This is a genomic window from Pseudoalteromonas sp. SA25, from assembly GCF_011378705.1.
GTDB lineage: Bacteria > Pseudomonadota > Gammaproteobacteria > Enterobacterales > Alteromonadaceae > Pseudoalteromonas > Pseudoalteromonas arctica.
In genome coordinates this window covers 11,944-31,075 of the sequence record NZ_WTKV01000010.1, presented here as the reverse complement: position 1 = coordinate 31,075, position 19,132 = coordinate 11,944, and the positions used below count along the sequence as shown (strand labels likewise).

Sequence of the window (19,132 nt, the reverse complement as noted above, 5' to 3'; positions counted from 1 at the left end):
AGAGTGATCATACAGCTAGTAGTGTATGAGTTAAATATTAAATGTAAATGAATTTGCATTTAAAACGCTGTTTATATAGCCAAATTCATGATTCTTTTATTTAAAAAGCCCTAAAATTGTAAATTCAGTGAACGTTAAAATTTAGTTTGCTATTAAAAGTATTAATTTACTTGGCTAAGTAAAAAAAGATCACTTTTAAGCAACTTAATTAATGCTTAAATACTAGGGCTTGTTGACCTTTTAGGATTGAAATTTGTTCTATTTAGGAGCGATTTAATCGATCCTAAGTTTGTAACCTAACGGTGCTGTTTCAAATCTGCGTTATTCTACATGCTTACATACACGTGAGAATAATTAAAAGCTGAGCAGTAAAGAGCAAATTTCCCTTCAGGGCTAGTATAAATTTATAAGCTGATAAGCATCTTTAATCAAGTTGTAATATGAATATGATTTAACACAACACTAAGCTATATTTTATAAATAGATAGGCAAAGGATTAATACTATTATGCGTGAATGCGCTTTAAACAATACCAATCAAAACGAACTTGTTAAACGCTTTTACAGCGTTAGAGGCGAAAGCCTGGCTATTATTGAACCACTCACTGTAGAAGATTGCCAATTACAAGCTATGGCAGATGCCAGCCCAAGTAAATGGCATTTAGCGCACACGACGTGGTTTTTTGAAACGTTTTTACTTAGTGTTTATTGCAAGCAGTACACTGTGTTTAACTCTCACTATAGAATGCTTTTTAATTCTTACTACAATGGGATTGGAGAGCAATTTAAGCGCGCACACCGAGGTAGTTTATCTAGGCCTAGTTTAGATGAAGTTTTAGCTTATAGAGAGCATGTAGATAGCTGTGTGGTTGAATTACTTAAAACTGAAGTTAGCCCACAAATTAAAGATATTATTGAACTTGGGTTACACCACGAGCAACAGCATCAAGAACTAATGCTGATGGACATCAAATATAACTTTTCAGTAAATCCATTATTTCCGCAATATAAAACATCGCCTTTAAACAGCCAAAACAAATCAGCAGATATTAAGCCCCTTAATTTTATAAACTTTGAGCAAGGCATTATTAATATAGGTACAAATGCCGACGATGAATTTGCATACGATAACGAGCGCCCTAAACACCAAGTATTAATTCATCCATTTAGCTTCGCCAATAGGTTGGTCACTAATGGGGAATATTTAGACTTTATAAAAGCAGGCGCGTACAGCAATCCACAGTATTGGTTAAGCGACGGTTGGGCAAATATACAAAACAACGCTCTAACGCAACCATTATATTGGCATTGTATAGATAACGAGTGGTTTGAGTTTACACACTATGGATTAGAGCCTCTCAATTTAAATGCCCCGATCTGTCATGTTAGTTATTTTGAGGCCAGTGCCTACGCTAATTTTGTAAAGGCTCGCTTGCCTACAGAGTTCGAATGGGAATATGCAGCTAAAAATACACCTTCAACAGAGATTAATAATCACTACCTAACACCTCAGCAAGCAAAGAGTGATACTGAAATAAATCAGTTAACTGATTCGTGTTGGCAATGGACGAACAGTGCATATTTACCATACCCCGGTTTTAAGCCTATTGAAGGAATAGCAGGGGAATACAATGGTAAGTTTATGAATAACCAAATGGTGTTACGTGGTGGGTGTGTGTTTACCCCTCAAAACCATTTACGACAAACATACCGTAATTTTTATTACCCGCATCAAGCGTGGATGTGCAGCGGGATAAGACTAGCTAAGGATATAGTATGAGCCAAGTAACAGCGATTAAGCAAAGCAACATAACCGACACTGAATTTCTAAACGACGTGATAAGCGGATTAACTCAACAACAAAAAACGCTTCCGTGTAAATATTTTTATGATGATAAAGGTGCTGCATTATTTGAGCAAATAACAACCTTACAAGAGTATTATGTTACACGTACTGAGCTTTCTATATTAGAGCAACACTCAAAGTCGATTGCTCAAATGCTACCTAAAAATCTCTCTATTATAGAGCCCGGCTGTGGCTCGGGTAAAAAGGTAGCCTATTTATTAGCGCATATGGCAAACGTTAAAACCTTTGTACCGTTTGAAATATCTGAGGAGATGCTCAGTTATTCACTTGCACATTTGTCACCGTTATTTCCAGATTTGGCAATTTCGCCATTATTAGGAGACTTTACACATAGCCAAATGGTCAAACAGCTAACCAAAGACACCGCTTTAGACAGTCAAACTAATTTGGTGTACTTTCCGGGCTCTACTCTTGGTAATTTTGCCCCAGTTAAAGCCATAGAAATTATGAATAATTTCCATCGCTTATGCGGTGTAAATGGTTATGTATTAATTGGGGTTGATTTAGTAAAAGAGCGCCAAGTGTTACTTGATGCATATAACGATAAAGCGGGAGTTACCGCCGCATTTAATAAAAACTTACTACAACGTATTAATAACGAGCTAAACGGCACATTTAATATAGATAATTTTAGCCACGAGTCACGCTTTAACGAGCAACATAGCCGTATCGAAATGCATTTAGTAAGTAATCGTACTCAAAGCGTGATTATAAATGATCAGCAAATAGACTTTATAGAAGGCGAAAGTATCCATACAGAAAACTCTCACAAGTACACGCTCGAGTCGTTTAAGCAGCTTGCAGCGCAAGCTAATTTAAAGTTAGAGCAAACATGGCAAGACGATAGTAACTATTTTGCCCTGTGTTTATTAAGACCGCTTTAAGCATTACTTAAGTTATGTTTAGTAAATGACAACTTTAGCATTGTTAAACTCATAGTTTAGCAATGCGCCATTATTTGATTGTTGTATAAGCTTGGCTTTATTTAAACCGTACAGTCTAAATAGCAGGGGGGCAATAACAGATACCGCAGAGCCTGTAGCACTGTCTTCATTTACACCAAACTGGGGTGCAAAGTATCTAAAATGCGCTATGGTATTTTTTTTGTCTATATTTTTTATACTGAGCGCTATAACAGCATTCTTATGGAGTTTATTCAACGCGTTAAAATCAACGTGTAAGCTTTTTAAATCGTCTTTTTCAACTTCTTTATCGGGTTTTTTATTAAATTCTTCATTAAATAATACAACCGTATAACCGTTTTTGTCGCCGGTACTGTAGGCTGCTTTTATTGCTGATGAAAACACACTTTTTAACTCACCTTCAGCTAACTCGCTTTTTTTAGGCTCTATGCTTTTTAGTAACAGCTGAGCGCGTTGTTTTTTTACTCTTATAGTAAAGCGCTCATTACTCATTGAAGTAAATACTTCAGGGCAATAACCCAAATAACCTATTAAAAAATTAGCGGCCGCTAAAGTGCCATGTCCGCAGCGTTTAATTTCGCTTGTTTGGTTAAACCAGCGAATATTGCAATGGCGTTTAGCTATCTCATTTTGATTTAAAAATACGGCAGCAGGGTAAGTTGATTGTGATGCAATATATTGCATTGTTTTTGATGTTAACCCATTTTTATAAATAACAATTAAAGCACTTGAGCCTTTTAAGTTATGTGCAGGGCTATAAAAAACAGATTCGGTGGAAGTGAGCTCTATAAAGCGAAGCGTAAGCCATTTAGGCTTACGCTTCGCTAAACAAAGAGTATTAACCTTTGCTTGCATATGCGTCGTTATGAACGCCCGCAGCACGACCTGATGGATCAGCATTGTTTTGGAACGATGCGTCCCATGCAAGTGCTTCAGGAGTCGAACACGCTACCGATTTACCATGCGGTACACATTTAGCTGATGCATCACCAGGGAAATGCGATTCAAAAATAGTACGGTAGTAGTAAGCTTCTTTTGAATCTGGCGTATTAATAGGGTATTTAAATTTCGCATTTTCAAGCTCTTGATCGCTCACTTGCTCATTTACAAACTCTTTTAAGGTATCAATCCAGCTGTAGCCTACACCGTCTGAAAATTGCTCTTTTTGACGCCATAGCACTTCATCAGGTAAGTAACCTTCAAAGCCTTCACGTAAAATGTGTTTTTCAATTTTTCCATCTTTACACATTTTAGCTTCAGGGTTGATACGCATAGCAACATCAACAAATTCTTTATCAAGAAACGGTACACGTGCTTCTACGCCCCATGCCGCCATTGATTTATTAGCACGTAAACAGTCAAACATATGCAGTTTTGATACTTTACGGTTTAGCTCTTCATGAAACTCTTGTGCGTTAGGGGCTTTATGGAAGTATAAGTAACCACCAAATAGCTCATCAGCACCTTCGCCAGATAACACCATTTTAATGCCCATCGCTTTAATTTGGCGAGCCATTAGGTACATAGGTGTAGAGGCACGAATTGTTGTTACGTCGTAGGTTTCTATGTGGTAAATCACTTCACGTAATGCATCAATACCTTCTTGAATGGTAAAAATGATAGGGTGGTGAATAGTACCAATCATGTCAGCTACTTTTTGTGCAGCCGCTAAATCAGGTGAGCCTTCAAGACCTACTGAAAAAGAATGCAGCTTAGGCCACCATGCATCGCTTTCGTCGTTATCTTCAATACGTTTTGCAGCAAAGCGCTGGGTAATAGCAGAGATAACCGATGAGTCTAAACCACCAGAAAGTAATACACCGTAAGGCACGTCACACATTAATTGACGTTTAACGGCCGCTTCTAATGCATCTTTAACGTCTTGCGCTTCTGCGCTGTTATCTTTAACTGCATCAAATGTTTCCCAATCACGTTTGTAATAAGGCGTCATTTTGCCATCTTTGCTGTACAGGTAATGCCCTGGTGGAAATTCTTCAATATGCTTACAAATTGGAGAAAGTGCTTTTAGCTCAGAAGCAACGTAAAAGTTACCGTGCTCGTCGTGACCGGTGTAAAGCGGGATAATACCAATATGGTCACGGCCAATTAAGTAGGCGTCATTTTCTTCGTCGTATAAACAAAATGCAAAAATGCCATTTAGGTCATCTAAAAAGTCAGGTCCTTTTTGTTTATACAGCGCTAAAATAACTTCACAGTCTGATTGAGTTTGAAAAGTAAAATCAACATCTAGCTCTGCTGCAAGCTCTTTATGATTATAAATCTCGCCGTTAACCGCTAAAATATTTGTTTTTTCAGGATTGTATAAAGGCTGTGCACCGCTTGATACACCAACAATAGCTAAACGCTCATGCACTAAAATAGCTTTTTCAGATGCATATACACCAGACCAATCTGGGCCACGGTGTCTAAGCAGCTTTGACATTTCAATTGCTTGGGTACGCAATTGAGTGGGATCAGATTTAATATCTAATACCCCAAAAATTGAACACATAGTAACTCCTCATTCCTATTATGTGTGCAGCAGAGCCAATTTGCTGTGCTGCGAAACCTTGTTTTATCAGAAAAAATTACTCAAGTCACATAGCTTTTACAATTAATTAAGAATAATTTATGCACCAAGCTAGATGTAATTGCACCAAAGTGGTTAATGCGTAGTTCCTGCTGCTATTATTACGTCGCTATTATTGTTTAAAGCTTGTGCAATCATAACTCTCAGGGCATTAATAACGGTTTCTTCGCTCATGCTTGGTGCGCCATTGTGGTGCACAGCTTGGCTTGGTAAATAAGGAATATGCACAAAGCCACCTTTCATTACAGCGCAGTGATCATTTATGTAATGCATAAGACCATACATAACGTGATTACACACATACGTACCTGCTGTATTGGAAATGGCAGCAGGTATATTGCTGTTGTGCAATGCTTGTAACATGCGCTTTATTGGTAAGTTTGTGAAATAGGCATCAGGGCCATTTTTTTCTATTGGTGTATCGATAGGCTGCTTACCTGCATTGTCTTTAATGCGTGCATCGTCAACGTTTATTGCAATACGCTCAATTGATATTTCGCTGCGCCCACCAGCTTGGCCTATACATAAAACAACCGCCGGATTGTGTGACTCAATGGCGTTTATAAGCTGACTGATAGACGTATTAAATTCACAGGCAAGTTCTAGTGTGCATATTTTGTGTTTCATGATGATAGTTTCATCAAGTTTTTGCACTGCTTGCCAAGAAGGATTGATAGCTTCGCCACCAAAAGGAGCAAAGCCAGTTATTAATACACACGGCATAGTAGAAGTTGATTTAGTCATTAAACACCAAGCTATACATTAAAATAATATTAACGGCGAGTAAGATAACGGCCGTCGGAATTTGAACCTTTATTACATGGTACCTATTTTTAAAATCTAGGGCGTGTTGATTCTAGAATATTTTATAGGTTATTTTTAAGTGCAAGGCTCAATTGATGTAGGTGCCCGTCAAGTTTCTGCTTCGCCTTTGCTGCTTCTTCAAACGTTACATATTTAAATTCAACAGTATCTAAGGGTTTAAATTGTGCAAATTGATGTAAGTCGGCTTCAATTACAGTCCCTAAAAGAGGGTAACCCCCGGTTGTTTGACCATCGTTAAGTAGCACTATAGGTTCACCATTCGGTGGCAGTTGAATACTCCCAGGACTCACCCCTAGTGATGGCAAAGAGTGCGAATGTGCCAAATTATTTTTATGCTCAAGCCTTACGCCCATTCGGTTGCTGTTACTACTAACTTTAAATGGGGTAGATACAAAGTTGTTAAGTAAAGGCTCGCCTAATAAATTAGCATGAGGACTTGGGTGCAGTCGTATAAGCTTGCGCTGGGCGGGAGCAATTGCGCCTACTTTTATAAACTCTCCATAATAAGGAGTAATAGGTATTTCATCACCAGTGGCGAGAGCTCTACCTTCAATACCACCAAAACATGCGTTTAAATCTGTAGATTTAGAGCCCATAACTTCAGTATTTTGTATACCGTCTTTCACTGCTAAATAAGCTCTTAAGCCGGCTCTACCAGTAGCAAAGCTCAGTACTTGTTTGTTTTTTACTGTGTATGTCCAACCAGGGTAAATTGCTTGTCCATCAAGGGTTGCTTGCAAATCTGCACCATGAAGCGCAATTACTGTGTCGCAGGTGAATTCCAGCTCGCACAAACCAACGGTTATTTCTAAAACGGCATCATTGTCGTTATTGTTAAGTAATCTATTAGCAATTATTTGTGCAAAGGGGTCTAAGCTACCCGCTTTGCTTACACCTAAATGACGGTAGCCACTACGGCCAAAATCTTGAATTGTAAGTAATACACCACTTTTAAGTACTTTAATCATGAGTTGCTCCTTTATTAACTAGCGGAACAAATTCAAGCGTATCGCCTGGTTGAATTAAACAAGGTTGCTCAGAGGTCGAATCAAACAAAGCAGTATCTGTATGACCTATTATGTGCCAACCACCAGGGGTATCTGCGGGGTAAATCCCGGTTTGTTCAGCACCTATCGCAACAGAGCCTTTAGGAACTTTAATGCGTGGCTCATCACGCCTTGGCGTATGTAATTGCTCATCTAAGCCATGTAGGTAAGCAAAACCGGGCTGAAAGCCTAAAAATAAAACGTGGTATTTGGTTTTACTATGAATATTAATAACCTCATCAGCGCTTAAATTGTGATAACGAGCCACGTAATTAATATCCTCCCCCTTGTATATGGTTTCGATTAAGTGATGCTGCCCCTTAAAAGTACTCGTTTTAATATCATTCCACAGCGAAGGTAGCACTTGTAACCACTTATTTAAGTGTTTATCTGATTTTAAATAGAGAGTGAGCGAGTTCATGGCTGGCACCAAATCGGTAAATTCATCAGTGCTTTTACAGTGGCTAGCTAAAGCCCAAATTTTCTTTTGAATAGAGAGTCTATCTGTAGCGTCTAAATGCGATGCATCAAGTAGTAAACTACTGTTTGTTAATGCATAAATATGGGGAGCTGGCTTCATTAAATAAACCTATTTGTACAACATAATTTAAACGTAACACAGTTTTATTAATTTATTTACACCATTGCGACTAAGTTGTTATGTTTAGTGTTTATTTACCCAGCTTACTTTAAGAGTGTTTTTATATTCAATTAATCGTATTTAACTTATTGAGGACTAAAACTTAATACATTTCGTACTAAATAAGTAATTAGGTTGAAATGAAAATTAAGATAAGGAGGTCTTAATTAGCACGCACTTGTTTATGAGGTACTTTATGAAACACCAGCATTTATTATATTTATCAGGCGCTGCTATTATATTTAGCGCAGGCAGCTTTGCTTTATCTATGGAAAAGGTAGAACACAGTAATGTAGAAGCCACCATGCATGTAGAAACCATTGTACTGGGGTCTGGTTGTTTTTGGGGAGCAGAAAAACGCTACGAAGCGCTTAATGGCGTTATTGATGCTGAGTCGGGTTATGCTGACGGTAATGGGTTTAAAGCAACGTACAGAAATATTACTGATCAGTCTCGTCGTTTTGACGAGAACAATTATGCTGAAGTTGTGCAAGTTATGTATAACAGTAATATAATTTCAGCAGAAGATCTCTTAAAAAACTATTTTGAAAGTCACGATCCTACGCAAAAAAATCGCCAAGGTAACGACATCGGTACGCAATATCGTTCAATTGTATTAACGACTACTGATGCACAAGCTAAAGTAGCTGAGCAAGTTAAATCGCAATATCAGCAGCTTTTAACTGATGCGAGCTACGGCAAAATCGAAACGGTTATTAAACCGCTTACAGGTTTTGTATCGGCAGAAGAATATCACCAAAATTATCTAGAAAAGAACCCTAATGGCTATTGCCCCGATCATTCTACAGGCGTAGTTTTTAATAAAACACCCGTAGAAAAAGCAGACAACAGTGCTCTACTTGCAGGTAAGCAAATAGTGGTACTTGATTCTCGTGATTACTGCCCGTACTGTGAAAAATTTAAAAAAGCAGTCGCAAATGATTACAAAGGCACAATACCTATGACATTTCGTCATGCTGACCAACTTAATGATTTAACTATTAAGTCAGCCACGTGGGCAACGCCGACTATTTTGTTTCTAGAAAATGGCGTTGAGGTATATGGCCGTCAAGGCTATGCAACACCTGAAGAGTTTTATAAAGCATTAGGCGCTTTTAAATTAGGTAACAGTGATGCTTATAAAGTTGCATTCGATGCACGAACAGATAGACCTTATTGTAAAGAGTACAAAGAGTTTAAAAATACACCTGATGGTACTTTTGTTGATAAATTAAGTGGAGAGCCGCTATTTGATACAAGCGATAGGTTTAACTCCGGTACTGGTTGGTTGTCGTTTAAGCACCCAGTAAAAAGTAGTGTAACGCAGCATGACGATAGCAGCTGGGGAATAACACGTATTGAGCTACGTTCTAAAAGTACAGGTATTCATCTTGGTCATTTATTCCCAGGAGAAGGCCCTAGAGGCACAGACCGCTACTGTATAAACGCAACAGTACTCGATTTTGTACCAAGAGATAAAAGCTAAACCTTTTACTTTGTAAAGCCTGATTTTAATCAGGCTTTTTTTTGCATAAAATAAAATAGATTTATCATATTCTTTGCAAATTTGTTAAAATTAAAGCGTTGAGCTACACATCAATAATATTACTTAGGTTGTAAATGAATCAATTTATAAAAATAACGACGCAGTTAATGTATTTGCCTTTAGCTTTATTAATTTTTATTACAGATGCTAAGTCGGCAACCCACTATGTCGTCGGCGTAGAGAATATAGAGTATCTACCTTACTTTGATGGTAGTGGAACAAATGGTGCTGACTATTATGGCTTCAGTGAAGAGTTGCTCACTTTATTTGCACAGCAGCACGATTTTGAATTTGAGTTTTACACGCTGCCAATTAATCGTCTTTATAAAGAATTTATTGATCACCATCATGTTGATTTTAAATATCCAGATAACCCTCAATGGAAACCAAGTTATAAAGCTTCCTTTGGTGATTTAAATGAAATTATTTATTCGCAGCCAACCGTTGTGACTAAAACGGGTATTGCGAGTTTAAATAAAAATATCACTATTGATGAATGCGTTAGTTTTGCAACGGTGAGAGGGTTTACGTCTCAAAGCTTTAAACCTTTAATGAATAACGAAAACGTTGAGCTAATTGAAACCGCTAATGTAATGGAATTAATAGAGATGCTTTTGAAAGAGCGAGTGGAGTGTATTTATATATCTAACGATGTATTAAACTATAATATTGTTAAATATTTCAAATTAACCCGACCCGTTTATTTTCAAAACGAATTGCCGACAGATTTACAAGCCTTTTTATTATCGTCGATTGACTACCCTGAGGTAGTTAAGCAATTTGATACATTTTTGCTTTCACATAAAGTGCAAATAAGTAAATTAAAAAAAGAGTATCAAATAAAAAATTAACTAAAAAAGCCCCGTAAGTTATAACTTACGGGGCTTTTTAAAAGGTATTAACCTGTATATAACTATATTATGTATGTGCTTAATAATAAAAACAGTCCAAGCCAAGTCACCACCTAACTTGAACCGCTTTTCACACTGACAACATCTTCACACACAATATAAAGATTCTGTTTACTACGCTTACGTAGCCTTGTAATGCATATCATGTGGTTTGAGCCAAGAATAAAAACAGTTCAAGCCAAGTCACCACCTAACTTGAACCGCTTTTCACACTGACAACATCTTCACACACAATATAAAGATTCTGTTTGCTACGCTTTAGTAGCTTTGTAATGCATATCATGTGGTTGAGTCAAGAATAAAAACAGTTCAAGCCAAGTCATCACCTAACTTGAACCGCTTTTCACACTGACAACATCTTCACACACAATATAAAGATTCGGTTTGCTACGCTTTAGTAGCTTTGTAATGCATATCATGTGGTTGAGCCAAGAATAAAAACAGTTCAAGCCAAGTCACCACCTAACTTGAACCGCTTTTTCACACTGACAACATCTTACACACACAATATAAGATTCTTTTCACTGCTAAGTTTGAGTTACTAAAACTCAAAAGGTTGCATTTATTGCTCTTAAAAAACAAATTAACTAAGTTGTTTTGAGCTGATGAAGTAACTTTAATATTTAACTTTATTTTCGACAAACGATAAAAATGAAACCAATGAGTGAAAAAAATTAAACTATAGACTTTAGTCTAATGCTCGGCGTTAAGCTTATGTATTTAAATAAAAAATATTATTAAAAATTGCAGAGAGGTTTAGACGAGTTCAGTAATAAAACACAGAGTGGGTTCTATTAATGAGCTCGTCTAATAGGGGATTATTCTTGGATTTTTCTAAACGTATTTACAACCCACTTCGCAAATAAATCAAGCGGGTGATTAGGCGTGCTTGATTCGTGCTGTACTAAATAGTATTTATCTTTAGTTGTTAAAGGCTGCTCGAATAATTTATAAAGCCATTGCTCATCTAACCAGCTTTGACTAATAGGCAGTGGAATAAGCGCAATGCCCATGCCTTGCTGCGCTGCACGCGCTACACCAAACATGCTATCTATTTGAATAATCTGCGAAGGAGAAAAGTCATCAATACCCGATTTTTCGGCCCACTGGTGCCATGCCCAAGGGCGAGCTTTGTGGAGGATCAGCGGAACTTGGTTAAGCGCTTGACGATGATCGTCTTTCCATTGATCGAGCAATTTTTTATTACATGCAGGAATATATTCAAGGTTAAACAACTCTGTTGCTAATCCTTCTGTAGGTTTACCAGAGGACAATACAATAGATAAATCGCTATGACGCGTTAACTCTTTGCGTGTTTTAAGCGTGTCCATTTGCAGGTTTATATTAGGGTGCTCTGACGTCCACTCACTTAATTTAGGCATGAGTAGCTCGCTGGCAAAAAACTCAGGCAACGTAATTGTCAAATTTGTATTTTGCTGCATCTGACTAAACTCGTTAATGGTGCCCTCTAACATTGTGATGATAGGAGACACTGCATCAAAAAAGTTTTTACCCGCTGTGGTTAAGCTAATTGAACGCGTTTTACGTTGAAAAAGTTCAATACCAAGTTGTTCTTCAAGTTGTTTTATTTGATGGCTTACCGCAGACGGCGTTAAGTACAGCTCATTAGCTGCATGCTTAAAACTTAGGCTTCTTGCGGCAAAGCAAAAAGAGCGAAGGCCACGAATAGGAGTTTGCATGTTTTCCAGAATTATTTAATTTATTGAGACGCCTTACTTAGGCAAAATTTGAACCAACTATTTAATATATAAATATCAGTAGGTTAAAAATAAATTTAACGCTAGTTCACAAAAAAGGTGCAGACTATCTACAAAATAGTGCAAAGAATCTAAGCGCTTACATTTAATTTATATTTGTATTATAGATAAAATTTACTACAGATGTATGAATGACGGTAAAAATAATGGCAAAAGATAAAAAAAATCCCTCGTGAGAGGGATTTTGGGTAACTCAGCGCCATTGGCACTGGGAATGAGGTCGGTACAGGGGAAAGCGTTATTTTTAAGCTAAAACCTAAAAAACCATTTCTGGTACTTCACCGTCAACAAGTAATTTACCTGCTGTTTTACTAATGATTTCATCAACAGTAACGCCCGGAGCGCGTTCTAATAAATGAAATGCGCCGTCTTTAACTTCTAATACGGCTAAATCTGTTACTATTTTTTTTACGCAATTAACGCCAGTAAGCGGTAAAGAGCAGGACTCTAATAGTTTAGAGTCACCATGCTTACTTGCATGGGTCATAGTAACAATAATATTTTTCGCGCCAGCGACTAAATCCATCGCGCCACCCATGCCTTTAATCAGCTTTTTAGGGATCATCCACGATGCGATGTTGCCGTTCTGGTCAACTTCAAATGCACCCAGAACAGTTAAGTCTACATGACCACCCCGTATCATGGCAAAACTATCTGCACTATTAAATATGGCTGCACCTTTAGCTGCTGTCACGGTTTCTTTACCCGCGTTAATCATATCGGCATCTAGCTCTGCTTTAGTAGGGTACGGACCCATGCCTAAAAGGCCATTTTCGGACTGTAACATAACTTCAATATCATCCGGTACATAGTTTGCGACGAGTGTCGGAATTCCTATGCCCAAATTTACGTAGTAACCGTCTTGAAGTTCTTGTGCAACGCGCATTGCAACTTGTTCACGTGATAATGCCATAATTATGCTCCTGCTTAATCTCGTGTTGTTACACGTTCAATGCGTTTTTCAAAGTTGCCTTTAATAACGCGATTTACAAAAATACCCGGTGTATGAATTTGGCTTGGTTCAAGCTCACCCGGCTCTACAATTTCTTCTACTTCGGCAACGGTAATTTTGCCAGCCGTTGCTGCCATTGGATTAAAGTTCATGGCGGTGTGTCTAAACACTAAATTACCGTAACGATCGGCTTTCCATGCTTTTACTATGGCAAATTCACCTGTTATAGACTCTTCTAAAATATACGGGCGACCATTAAATTCTTTTACGTCTTTGCCTTCAGCCACAGGAGTACCGTAACCGGTAGCGGTGTAAAACGCAGGTATACCCGCGCCACCAGCACGCATTTTTTCAGCAAGTGTACCTTGAGGTGTAAGCTCTACATCAATTTCGCCACTCAATAACTGCTGCTCGAATAGGGCGTTTTCGCCAACGTACGAGGCAATTACTTTTTTAATTTGTTTGTCTTGTAATAAAATACCTAAACCAAAGTCATCAACACCACAGTTATTAGATACTACAGTTAAGTTTTTTGTTTGCATGTGCTTAATTTGTTTAATTAAGCCCTCAGGAATACCACATAAACCAAAACCACCGGCAATAATGGTATCGCCGTCTTTTAATCCTTCCATTGCAGCTTCGTAGCTATAAACTACCTTATCAAAACCGGCCATGAGTCTCTCCTCATTGTGTGCTATTTATTGTTAACTATCTTGAATCATCATTTTATAAGATAGCTATTTAGTGTGTAGTGCCACAGATACTTTGCTCACAGGTTGCTTACCAAGTGCTTTGGTTATCTCCCAGCCAGCGTCACTTAACCTTTGTAAATCAATTCCGTGTTCAATGCCAAGCCCTTGCAGCAAGTAAACTACATCTTCGGTGGCAACATTTCCTGACGCACCCTTAGCATAAGGACAGCCACCAAGGCCTGCAACTGCCGCGTCAACCGTTGCTATACCTAGGCTTAAGGCTGCGTAAATATTTGTAAGCGCTTGACCGTAAGTATCATGAAAATGCACGGCCAACTTGGCTTTATCAATGTGCGTTAAAAGTAACTCGATTAATTGCGTTACTTTTTTAGCGGTGCCAACACCAATGGTATCGCCAAGGCTTACTTCGTAACATCCTAAATCTATTAGCTTTTGCGATACATTAAGTACTGCTTGCGGGTTAATTTCACCCTCATAAGGGCAACCTAGCACACAGCTTACATAACCACGTACGCGGATATTATTCGCTTTAGCAAACGCCATTACTTCGCTAAAGCGTTCAATACTCTCATCTATTGAGCAGTTTATGTTTTTTTGACAAAACGACTCACTTGCAGCGGTAAATATAGCAAACTCTTTAATGCCGGCAGCGTGCGCTGCATGTGCACCTTTTAAGTTAGGTGTAAGGGCGCTTAAATTTACATCGGGTAAATTAAGGGCTAATATTACATCCGCTGAGTCTGCCATTTGCGGCACCCATTTAGGGGAGACAAACGCGCCTGCTTCAATATCTTTTAAACCTGCAGCACTTAGGGCGTTAATAAGTGCTACTTTATCGGCTGTGCTTACTGTTTTTTCGTTTTGTAGGCCGTCTCGCGCGCCAACTTCAACAATACGTACTTTACTTGGAAAGGCACTCATTATGCACCTTCCTCTGTTGTATCTTCTACTATAGCAAGCAGAGCACCATGCGTTACTAATTCGCCTTCACCAAAACAGTAGCTTTTTAAAATGCCGTCATGCGGTGCGTTAAGCGTGTATTCCATTTTCATGGCTTCAATAATAACAACCGCATCACCTTTGGTAATTGTGCTACCAATGTCGATTAAGTGCTTAACTACCGTGCCATTAAGTGGCGCGGCAAGTGGCAGAGCTTCGCTTTCGTGCGAACTAATATAATGTTTATCAACTAGTTCAAGCTTAGTTTGCAGTGCTTTATTCATCACAGTGACAATATTGCTCACGGTATTATTGCCAACAGTATTATTACTTACCGTAGTTACGTGCGCGGTATGTTTTTCGCCGTTAATAAATACACTGCAAAGACCACTATTTAATGTGCCTTGTAGGTTAAATACATGCTCGTTATGCGTAATACTATAGCCCGCTGTGGTTTTTATAGCGCTTAGCTGTAAATCAGTAAAAGGGATTTTAATTGCTTGCGGAGCATTGAGTGTGAAACCGCTTAGTTGTTGCCAAGGGCTTGCACTGTTTGGCGCATTTTGGGTGTTAGTTAACGATTCTAAATAGGCAAAAGCACCAATAAGTTGGCTTGCTTGTAATAACGATTTATCAACCGCAACTAACGAGTCGCCTTGCTCTGCAATAAAGTGTGTACTTGGCGCACCTTGTTTAAACGTAGGGTGGCTTGCTAAGTTATGTAAAAAGCCAATGTTAGTGCTAAAACCCGCTAAATGAAATTGCTCAAGGGCGTGTTGTAAACGGCTCAGTGCTTGTTCGCGATTGTCGTCGTGCACAATAAGTTTTGCAATCATCGGATCGTAAAACGGGCTAATTTCGTCGCCTTGTGCAATGCCTGTATCAATGCGTACAAATTCGCTGTTAAGGGGTGTATGTAGTGCTTCAATAGTGCCTGAGCACGGGATAAAGTCGTTAGCTGGATCTTCTGCGTATATACGCGCTTCAAAGCTATGACCCTGCAATTGAATATCGCTTTGTGTCAGTGGCAGTGTTTGCCCACCCGCAATATTAATTTGCCAATTGACTAAATCTACACCGGTAACCATTTCGGTCACAGGGTGCTCTACTTGAAGGCGCGTATTCATTTCCATAAAGAAAAATTCATCGCCACACAGTAAAAACTCAACCGTACCTGCGCCTCTATAATTTATAGCCAGTGCACAACGTACAGCTGCTTCGCCCATTTCTTTGCGTAGCTCGTCAGATAAACCCGGAGCAGGGGCTTCTTCAATTACTTTTTGATGACGGCGTTGCAAAGAACAATCACGATCGCCTAAATAAACACAGTTGCCATGGTTATCTGCAAATACTTGCACTTCAACATGGCGAGGCTGGTTTACGTAACGCTCAAGCAATACTAAATCGTTACCAAAACCGGCAATGGCTTCACGTTGCGCACCTTGTAATGCGCTCATAAAGTCTTTTGCTTTTTGTACAACGCGCATGCCTTTACCACCGCCACCAAAGGCGGCTTTAATTAGTACAGGGTAGCCAATTTTTTCAGCTTCACTTTGTAAAAAAACAGGGTCTTGTTTATCACCATAATAACCAGGTACTAATGGCACATTAGCAGCTGCCATTATTTCTTTAGCGCGGGTTTTAGACCCCATTGCTTCAATGCTACTTGCTGGTGGTCCTATAAAAGCAATGTTATTAGCTTCGCAGGCTTTAGCAAATTCGCTGTTCTCAGATAAAAAACCATAGCCTGGGTGAATACAATCAGCGCCGCAGTCTTTGGCAACTTGTAAAATTTTGTCTGCCACCAAATACGAATCTTTACTTGGTGCGGCACCAATATGGTAAGCCTCGTCAGCCATTTTTACGTGCTGGGCATGTTTGTCTGCATCAGAATAAACCGCGACCGTGGTTAAGCCCATTTGTTTTGCGCTGCGCATCACTCGACACGCAATTTCTCCACGATTGGCAATCAGTATTTTTTGTAATCGTTGTGTGTTCATAATTAATCCTACAGTTGCCATTGTGGTGGGCGTTTATCAAAAAAGGCACTTAGCCCTTCTTGACCTTCTTCAGATACGCGAATTTTTGCAATACGCTCAGCAGTAAGCTCAATGAGTTCATCGGTAATTTCTTTATTTGCTACATCGTTAATTAATGCTTTTGCGGCTTTTACTGCAATAGGTCCGTTATCAATCAGTGTTTGCAACATATTATCGAGGGCACAGTCTAAATTACCGGTTACTTGATGAATTAAACCAAGTTGTTTAGCAGTGTGTGCATCAAACACTTCAGCCGTTAAAAAGTATCTGCGAGCAGCGCGCTCACCAATGGCTTTAATTACATACGGGCTAATAACAGCAGGAATAAGACCCAGCTTTACTTCGCTTAAACAAAATTGCGCATCGTCTTTACTAAGGGCTATATCGCAACAGGCTATTAAGCCCAGAGCACCACCAAAAGCAGCACCTTGCACAGCGCAAATTGTAGGATGGGGCGAGCTTGCCAATACCTGCATTAACTTAGCTAATTGCATTGAATCAGCCAAGTTATCTGCGTAGCTGTTATCCGCCATCGACTTCATCCAGGCTAAATCGGCACCTGCTGAAAAGTGTTTACCCTCTGTTTTTAAAACCAGGGCACGAATATCAAGCGTATTTGCATGTTCAATACACTGGATCAGCTCATGTATTACTTCGCTGTTAAATGCGTTTCTTTTTTCTGGGCGACTTAACACAAGTACAGCCACATTAGATTTTGTTATTTGTAGTGTTACTGACATTTTGCGCTCCGGTTACATTCTAAATACGCCAAATTTCGAATCACGTTTTGGTGCGTTATTCGCAGCTGTTAACGCAAGACCTAATACATTACGCGTGTCAGCAGGGTCTATAATACCGTCATCCCACAAGCGTGCGCTGGCGTAATACGGATGACCTTGCTCTTCGTACTGGTCAATAATTGGCTTTTTAAAGTCACTGATTTCTTGCTCGCTCATGCTTTGACCTTTGCGTGCTAAACCATCTTGTTTAACTTGGGCCATTACACCCGCTGCTTGCTCGCCGCCCATTACCGAAATACGGGCATTAGGCCACATCCACATCATGGTTGGTTCAAATGCACGGCCACACATTCCGTAGTTACCTGCGCCGTAAGAGCCGCCAATAAGTACTGTAAATTTAGGCACATCAGCACACGAAACCGCCATCACCATTTTAGCGCCGTGCTTTGCAATGCCTTCGGCTTCGTATTTTTTACCCACCATAAAGCCGGTAATATTTTGTAAAAACACTAAAGGAATATTGCGCTGAGCACACAGCTGAATAAAGTGCGCGCCTTTTTGCGCCGACTCACTAAATAAAATACCGTTATTAGCCACTATGCCAACAGGATTGCCATAAATACTGGCAAAACCGGTGACTAACGTTTCACCAAAATAGCGTTTAAATTCATCAAATGATGAGTCATCTACAGTGCGCGCTATTACTTCGCGTACATCAAACGGCTTTTTAAGATCGGTGCCTACAATGCCGTAAAGCTCGTTAATATCATAACGAGGTGGTTTTACATCCTCTAGAAGAGGGGCGGTCGGACGTGTGAAGTTAATACGTTCTATACATTGGCGCGCAATAGAAAGCGCATGAGCATCGTTTTCAGCGTAGTGATCGGCAACACCCGACACTTTACAGTGCACATCGGCACCGCCTAGTTCTTCGGCTGTTACTTCTTCGCCTGTTGCTGCTTTTACAAGCGGCGGACCTGCTAAAAATATAGTGCCTTGATCTTTTACAATAATGCTTTCATCGGCCATAGCAGGTACGTACGCACCACCTGCGGTACATAACCCCATTACCACGGCAATTTGTGGAATTCCTTTACCCGACATACGGGCTTGATTGTAAAAAATACGACCAAAATGCAACTTGTCCGGAAATACATCGTCTTGCTCAGGCAAGTTAGCACCGCCCGAATCAACAAGATAAATACACGGTAAGTGGCAGCGCTCTGCGATGTCTTGTGCGCGTAAATGCTTTTTAACGGTAAGCGGAAAATACGTACCGCCTTTAACTGTGGCATCGTTTGCAATAATCATGCATTCAATGCCTTTAACACGGCCTATACCGGCTACAACACCGGCGCACGGTATTGCTTGTTCGTACACACCAAAGGCAGCAAATTGCGATATTTCTAAAAACGGTGAGCCTTCGTCAATTAACGTACTTATACGGTCGCGTACAAATAATTTACCACGGCCTTCGTGGCGCTCCTTTAATGCAGCGCCTCCGCCTTGGCTAATTGTTGCTACTTTACTGCGTAAATCATCCACCAGCGCCGACATGTTTTTATGGTTTTGAACAAACGTTGGATCGTGAGGATTAACGCTCGATTTTAAAATCGTCATGGTT

Annotated in this window: 16 protein-coding genes and 1 pseudogene; 4 read left to right on the top strand and 13 right to left on the bottom strand. The window is 39.4% G+C overall.

Annotation, left to right across the window (positions count from 1 at the left end):
- The first annotated feature begins 507 nt into the window (after positions 1-507).
- Positions 508-1,779: an ergothioneine biosynthesis protein EgtB gene (gene egtB / locus GQR45_RS10020; RefSeq protein ID WP_165725803.1), complete on the top strand. Its 1,272-nt coding sequence runs from the start codon at positions 508-510 to the stop codon at positions 1,777-1,779.
- Positions 1,776-2,750 (top strand): L-histidine N(alpha)-methyltransferase, encoded by a 975-nt coding sequence (gene egtD, locus GQR45_RS10015; RefSeq protein WP_165725802.1) that lies wholly within the window; start codon positions 1,776-1,778, stop codon positions 2,748-2,750. The genes egtB and egtD overlap by 4 nt, the downstream gene beginning before the upstream one ends.
- Before the next feature lie 18 nt (positions 2,751-2,768).
- Here egtD and GQR45_RS10010 read toward each other — a convergent pair whose 3' ends face one another.
- The 6 genes and pseudogenes from GQR45_RS10010 to pxpB form a co-directional block, all read right to left on the bottom strand.
- A complete protein-coding gene (locus GQR45_RS10010; protein ID WP_165725801.1) occupies positions 2,769-3,644 on the bottom strand; it encodes a PhzF family phenazine biosynthesis protein in 876 nt (291 codons plus the stop codon).
- Positions 3,628-5,301 carry an asparagine synthase B gene (asnB, locus tag GQR45_RS10005; protein WP_007583083.1) on the bottom strand — a complete coding sequence of 558 codons (1,674 nt, stop codon included), beginning with the start codon at positions 5,299-5,301 and terminating at the stop codon, positions 3,628-3,630. The genes GQR45_RS10010 and asnB overlap by 17 nt, the downstream gene beginning before the upstream one ends.
- Positions 5,302-5,454: 153 nt before the next feature.
- Positions 5,455-6,123 carry a pyroglutamyl-peptidase I gene (gene pcp / locus GQR45_RS10000; RefSeq protein WP_121954417.1) on the bottom strand — a complete coding sequence of 223 codons (669 nt, stop codon included), beginning with the start codon at positions 6,121-6,123 and terminating at the stop codon, positions 5,455-5,457.
- A pseudogene (locus tag GQR45_RS21560) lies at positions 6,116-6,245 on the bottom strand (DUF979 family protein); the annotation flags it as partial. The pseudogene GQR45_RS21560 and the gene pcp, both read right to left, overlap by 8 nt.
- Positions 6,246-7,172, bottom strand: coding sequence for a biotin-dependent carboxyltransferase family protein (locus tag GQR45_RS09990; RefSeq protein WP_165725800.1), 927 nt, complete (start codon positions 7,170-7,172; stop codon positions 6,246-6,248).
- On the bottom strand, positions 7,165-7,830 hold the full coding sequence (pxpB, locus tag GQR45_RS09985; RefSeq protein WP_165725799.1) for a 5-oxoprolinase subunit PxpB: 666 nt from the start codon (positions 7,828-7,830) through the stop codon (positions 7,165-7,167). Before pxpB ends, GQR45_RS09990 begins: the two co-directional genes overlap by 8 nt.
- A 256-nt stretch (positions 7,831-8,086) precedes the next feature.
- Here pxpB and msrA point away from each other — a divergent pair, with 256 nt between their 5' ends.
- Both msrA and GQR45_RS09975 read left to right on the top strand, forming a co-directional pair.
- Positions 8,087-9,376, top strand: coding sequence for a peptide-methionine (S)-S-oxide reductase MsrA (gene msrA / locus GQR45_RS09980; protein ID WP_007583093.1), 1,290 nt, complete (start codon positions 8,087-8,089; stop codon positions 9,374-9,376).
- Positions 9,377-9,510: 134 nt separating this feature from the next.
- On the top strand, positions 9,511-10,287 hold the full coding sequence (locus tag GQR45_RS09975) for an amino acid ABC transporter substrate-binding protein (protein ID WP_024590164.1): 777 nt from the start codon (positions 9,511-9,513) through the stop codon (positions 10,285-10,287).
- 878 nt (positions 10,288-11,165) lie between these two features.
- On the opposite strand, the gene GQR45_RS09970 is transcribed toward GQR45_RS09975, so the two are convergent.
- The 7 genes from GQR45_RS09970 to GQR45_RS09940 all read right to left on the bottom strand — a co-directional run bounded on the left by GQR45_RS09970 (position 11,166) and on the right by GQR45_RS09940 (position 19,128).
- Positions 11,166-12,047: a LysR family transcriptional regulator gene (locus GQR45_RS09970; protein WP_165725798.1), complete on the bottom strand. Its 882-nt coding sequence runs from the start codon at positions 12,045-12,047 to the stop codon at positions 11,166-11,168.
- A gap of 334 nt (positions 12,048-12,381) precedes the next feature.
- Entirely contained in the window at positions 12,382-13,038 is a 657-nt protein-coding gene (locus GQR45_RS09965; RefSeq protein ID WP_077537942.1) for a CoA transferase subunit B, read from the bottom strand.
- Positions 13,039-13,052: 14 nt separating this feature from the next.
- Positions 13,053-13,751: a CoA transferase subunit A gene (locus tag GQR45_RS09960; protein WP_007580250.1), complete on the bottom strand. Its 699-nt coding sequence runs from the start codon at positions 13,749-13,751 to the stop codon at positions 13,053-13,055.
- Positions 13,752-13,814: 63 nt separating this feature from the next.
- A complete protein-coding gene (locus GQR45_RS09955; RefSeq protein ID WP_165725797.1) occupies positions 13,815-14,711 on the bottom strand; it encodes a hydroxymethylglutaryl-CoA lyase in 897 nt (298 codons plus the stop codon).
- A complete protein-coding gene (locus tag GQR45_RS09950; protein WP_165725796.1) occupies positions 14,711-16,729 on the bottom strand; it encodes an acetyl/propionyl/methylcrotonyl-CoA carboxylase subunit alpha in 2,019 nt (672 codons plus the stop codon). Before GQR45_RS09950 ends, GQR45_RS09955 begins: the two co-directional genes overlap by 1 nt.
- An 8-nt stretch (positions 16,730-16,737) precedes the next feature.
- On the bottom strand, positions 16,738-17,508 hold the full coding sequence (locus tag GQR45_RS09945; RefSeq protein WP_165725795.1) for an enoyl-CoA hydratase/isomerase family protein: 771 nt from the start codon (positions 17,506-17,508) through the stop codon (positions 16,738-16,740).
- Between the two features lie 12 nt (positions 17,509-17,520).
- Positions 17,521-19,128: a carboxyl transferase domain-containing protein gene (locus GQR45_RS09940; RefSeq protein WP_024590170.1), complete on the bottom strand. Its 1,608-nt coding sequence runs from the start codon at positions 19,126-19,128 to the stop codon at positions 17,521-17,523.
- Positions 19,129-19,132: the final 4 nt, after the last annotated feature.